General features: G+C 71.0%; 5 protein-coding genes. 1 reads left to right on the top strand and 4 read right to left on the bottom strand.

Annotated elements, in window-relative coordinates; all coding sequences use genetic code 11:
* Positions 1-160 precede the first annotated feature (160 nt).
* From ACFWPJ_RS20325 to nth, 4 genes are read right to left on the bottom strand one after another with little or no spacing between them, the layout of a single operon-like run.
* Entirely contained in the window at positions 161-1354 is a 1194-nt protein-coding gene (locus ACFWPJ_RS20325; RefSeq protein ID WP_378853520.1) for a MarP family serine protease, read from the bottom strand.
* Entirely contained in the window at positions 1351-2097 is a 747-nt protein-coding gene (locus tag ACFWPJ_RS20320) for an NUDIX hydrolase (protein WP_378853518.1), read from the bottom strand. The genes ACFWPJ_RS20325 and ACFWPJ_RS20320 overlap by 4 nt, the downstream gene beginning before the upstream one ends.
* The gene (locus ACFWPJ_RS20315) at positions 2094-2759 is read right to left on the bottom strand and encodes a TlpA family protein disulfide reductase (RefSeq protein ID WP_378853516.1); all 666 of its coding nucleotides are present in this window, start codon (positions 2757-2759) and stop codon (positions 2094-2096) included. The genes ACFWPJ_RS20320 and ACFWPJ_RS20315 overlap by 4 nt, the downstream gene beginning before the upstream one ends.
* The gene (gene nth, locus ACFWPJ_RS20310; protein ID WP_378853528.1) at positions 2756-3514 is read right to left on the bottom strand and encodes an endonuclease III; all 759 of its coding nucleotides are present in this window, start codon (positions 3512-3514) and stop codon (positions 2756-2758) included. The genes ACFWPJ_RS20315 and nth overlap by 4 nt, the downstream gene beginning before the upstream one ends.
* A gap of 167 nt (positions 3515-3681) precedes the next feature.
* Here nth and ACFWPJ_RS20305 point away from each other — a divergent pair, with 167 nt between their 5' ends.
* Positions 3682-3924: a hypothetical protein gene (locus tag ACFWPJ_RS20305; RefSeq protein ID WP_229740069.1), complete on the top strand. Its 243-nt coding sequence runs from the start codon at positions 3682-3684 to the stop codon at positions 3922-3924.
* The last annotated feature ends 34 nt before the right edge of the window (positions 3925-3958 follow it).

Genomic DNA, 3958 nt, shown 5'->3' with positions numbered 1-3958 from the left:
GGTCGCGGCCCCTCCTGTCCCGTCGGTCAGCGGCAGTTGCTTGCTCCTTCGTCGCCTACGCAACGGCGCCTGACCGACGGGACGGCCGCGACGGCCGCTGCGCGGCCTGCCCCTCCTCGAGGTCGGGGCGTGCGGGGCCGGGTCGGTCGCAGACCGCGGCTCAGCTCAGGACGCACGCTCCAGTGGGGACCGCCGCGCTTCTGGTCTGCGCGGCCGACAGTTCGGCGCCGACCTCGCGCAGGGTCAGCACGTAACCGGTGTCGTCGTCGGTGACCGCGGCGCCGAAGACCACGCCGAGGACCTGGCCCTCGGCGTCGACCAGCGGGCCGCCCGAGTTGCCCGCGCGGACCTGGCCGCGGACCGTGTACACCTCACGCTCGACGGTGCCGTCGCGGTGGATGGTGGGGCCGGTGAGGTCGAGGGTCTCGCGGACACGTGCGGCGCTGGCCGTGTACGGCCCGCCGCCCGGGTAGCCGAGCACGATAGCGCTCTCGCCCGAGCGCGCCGCTTCGGGCGCCTGCGGGACGACCGGCGCGGTCAGCCCTGGCACCGCGAGGACCGCGATGTCCTTGGACGGGTCGAACAGCACCACGGTGGCCTCCATCGCGCCGCGCGCGGTGTCGACCGACACGCTGTTCGTCCCCGCGACGACGTGCGCGTTGGTCATCACGCGTTCGGGCGCGACGACGAAGCCGGAGCCCTCGAGCGCACGCTGGCAGCTCGGCGCGACTCCGCGGATGCGCAGCACGCTCTGCTGCAGCGAGGCCGCGACGGGGCTGGCGAGCACGCTCGCGTCCGGCGGTTCGACCGCGGCGATCGGCGCCCGGCCGAACGGCCCGATGACATCCGGCAGCCCGGAAGTGTCCAGCAGCTTGGAGAATTCGTTGGGCAGCTTGCGCAGCCAGTTCGGCGCCACCGCGTTGACGTCGGCGAGTACCCGCGACCCGTTGATGGCGGCGGCGACCCCCGGCTGGGATGCGGTGGCCAGCGGCAGCGCGAGCAGCCAGGCCGCGACCAGCACGGTCGCCGCCTGCAGTACCGCGCCGACCACACTGTCCGCACCGCGAGCGACGGGATGACGAATGCCGGTGCGCGCGGCCCGGCCGAGCACCATGCCCGCGACCTCGCCGACGATCACCAGCAGCACGATCAGCAGGATGCCGCCGAGTACCCGGCTGCGTCCCTCACTGAGATGCTCGAGGATGTGCGGCGCGATCAGGATGCCAGCGACGGCGCCGAGCGCGACGCCGAAGAACGCCAGCGCCGAGGCCACCGCGCCTTGCCGCCAGCCGGTGGACGCCGCGACCAGCGCGATCAGCACCACCGCGATATCGAGCCATACCGAGGGGCTCACAGGGTCATTCCGACCGCAGCCAGTGAGCTCTCCAAGTCACGCACGTCGCCCCGATCCCAGTCTCGTTCCCACCCAGCCGTTTTGATGATGCCGGCGAGGATACCGCCGGTGAGCCCCCAGACGAGCATGCCGTCGACCTGGAACGCAGGGCTCTGGTAGCCGAGACTGCCACGCACCATGAATCTGTGTGCCGGATCGAGCAATTCGGTCAGCGGAACACGGACGACACGCTCGGTTTCGGCCGGATCGACGACGCCGACCGCGCTGGGTGCCCGCCAGTAGCCGAGCACCGGGGTCACGTCGAACTTCGACGGCGGCACGAACAGTTTCGGCAGGAGCGCGAAGGGCTGCACGCCCGCGGGGTCGAGGCCGGTCTCCTCGGCGGCCTCGCGCAGCGCGGTGCCGACCGGGCCGTCGTCGCCGGGGTCCTCGGCGCCGCCGGGGAACGCGACCTGGCCACGGTGCTGGCGCATGGTCGAGGCGCGTTGGGTGAGCAGCACGTCGGCATCGGCGGGCAGGCCGCCCGGTGCGGCGGGATCGGGTTCGGGTGAACCGCCGAACAGCACGAGCACCGCGGCCTGCCGCGGCTTGCCGGTGATCGACATCGCGCGGCGCAGGGCGCGGGAGGTGGCGAGGGTGTCGTCGGCGTCGGGACCGCCGTGCCGGATCGCGGCGCGCAGCCAGGACGGAAGGCCGGACTCGTCCAACCGCATCACACCGTTCATCACAACGTCCTTCGTCATACCGCGATCCGAACGCCGAGTTCCTCGGCCACCGTGTCGGCGATGTCGGCGACATCGGCGAACGTGCGTACCTCGACGCTGGCAATGGTGCCGTCCGCGCGCACGAGCACCGACACCGGGAGCACCGCGGGCGCCCCGACGGCGGTGCGCACCCTCGCCTGCGGGTCGGCCACACCGGGCAGGGTGATGTCGAGACCGCCCAGCCGGGCCAGCGCCTTCACCTCGTCGGGATCGCTGTGCACGGTCAGCACGGTGAGCTCCGAGCCCGCGCGCTGCGCGAATTCCTGCAGGTGGGGCAGCTCGACGGCGCACGGGCCGCACCAGTACGCCCAGAGATTGAGCAGCGCCGGCTTGCCTGCCAGCGCGGCGGCGATGTCGAAAGGCGCGCCGTCGGCGAGGCAGGTCAGGGTGATTCCGGCCAGCGGTCCCGAGCCGGTCGCGCCCGGGGCGGGCGTGGGACACGGAGTCAGGCCGGCGGCCGCGCGCTGCTCGGCCGAGGCGACCGCCACCGCCGGTTGCTTCGCCGTCTGCGCCGGGCCCGTTGTCTCCGAACCTCCGCGCGGCCACAGCGCGACCGCCGCCGCGACGACGACGATCAGCGCGGCCAGTGCCCAGCGCAAGGCGGGCCGCCGCGACAGCGACGGTTCGGTGGAATCACTCACAGGCCGACCATATCGAGCAGGTGCTCGCGCTCCGGCCCCTTGATCAGCTCGGCCGCGACGGCCGGGTCGGTCGGCCCGAGCCCGAACGACGGGCAGTCATTGGCGAGCACGCAGGCGCCGCACGCCGGTTTGCGCGCATGACACACCCGGCGACCGTGAAAGATCACCCGATGCGAGAGCATCGTCCACTCCTTGCGCTCGACCAGCTCGCCGACCGCGTGTTCGACCTTGACCGGATCCTCGTCCTCGGTCCACTTCCAGCGGCGGACCAGCCGGCCGAAATGGGTGTCGACCGTGATACCGGGCACACCGAAGGCGTTGCCGAGGATGACGTTGGCAGTTTTGCGCCCGATGCCGGGCAGCTTCACCAGTTCGCCCATCGTGTGAGGCAATTCACCGTCGAATCCGGTGACGAGCGCCTGCCCGAGCCCCATCAGTGAACTGGTCTTGTTCCGGTAGAAACCCGTCGGCCGGATGTATTCCTCCAGCTCGGCACGGTTGGCCTCGGCGTAGTCACGCGCGCTGCGGTACTTCGCGAACAGCGCGGGAGTGGTGAGGTTCACTCGGACGTCGGTGCACTGGGCGGACAGAATCGTCGCCACCGCCAATTCCAGCGGGGTGGTGAAGTCCAGCTCGCAGTGCGCGCCGGGGAAGGCCTCGCCGAGCGTCCGGTTCATCCGGCGGGCCCGCCGGACCAGTCCGATCCGCGTTTCCGCAGCTATCGCACGGTTCTTGCGCTTGCGCGCCGTCGAGATACCGGTGGGAACGACGGCCGTTTCCGTGGCTGGGGCGGCGTCGTCCGCGGCGGCGGTGGCGGGGGAAACGGGCACCTGTCCACCATACGGAACCACTACGACAACATTGGGTGCTCAGTTTGCCCGCTGTGTTCCATCTGAGACCTGGACGGTGTTTACTGCCTGTCATGCAAGGACTCGCTGTGGTGCTCTTCCCAGTGCTGTTGATGCTGTTCGCGCTGGGGATGGAGCGGGTCGAGAATCGGCTCCGAAAGCTTCTCGAACCCGACGAAGAGGTTCAGCAGTACCTGGACAACGCCAGCAACGCCGAAGTGAAAGAGCTGACGAAGCTCGGTTTGCCCGCCGCGGTCGCGCGGATGCGCAAGCGCCGGTCGCGTGACTCCGAAATGGATGTCGCCCGCGCCAGCTGATCGATCGATTCCCGCGGGCGGACCGCCCGTTCAC

Origin of the sequence: Nocardia sp. NPDC058497, from assembly GCF_042720195.1 — a bacterium.
GTDB lineage: Bacteria > Actinomycetota > Actinomycetes > Mycobacteriales > Mycobacteriaceae > Nocardia.
This window is presented reverse-complemented; position numbering and strand designations above follow the sequence as displayed.

Coding starts and splice junctions, on each gene's coding strand:
- ACFWPJ_RS20320 (WP_378853518.1), bottom strand. CDS start 2,097: ATGACGAAGGACGTTGTGATGAACGGTGTGATGCGGTTGGACGAGTCC.
- ACFWPJ_RS20305 (WP_229740069.1), top strand. CDS start 3,682: ATGCAAGGACTCGCTGTGGTGCTCTTCCCAGTGCTGTTGATGCTGTTC.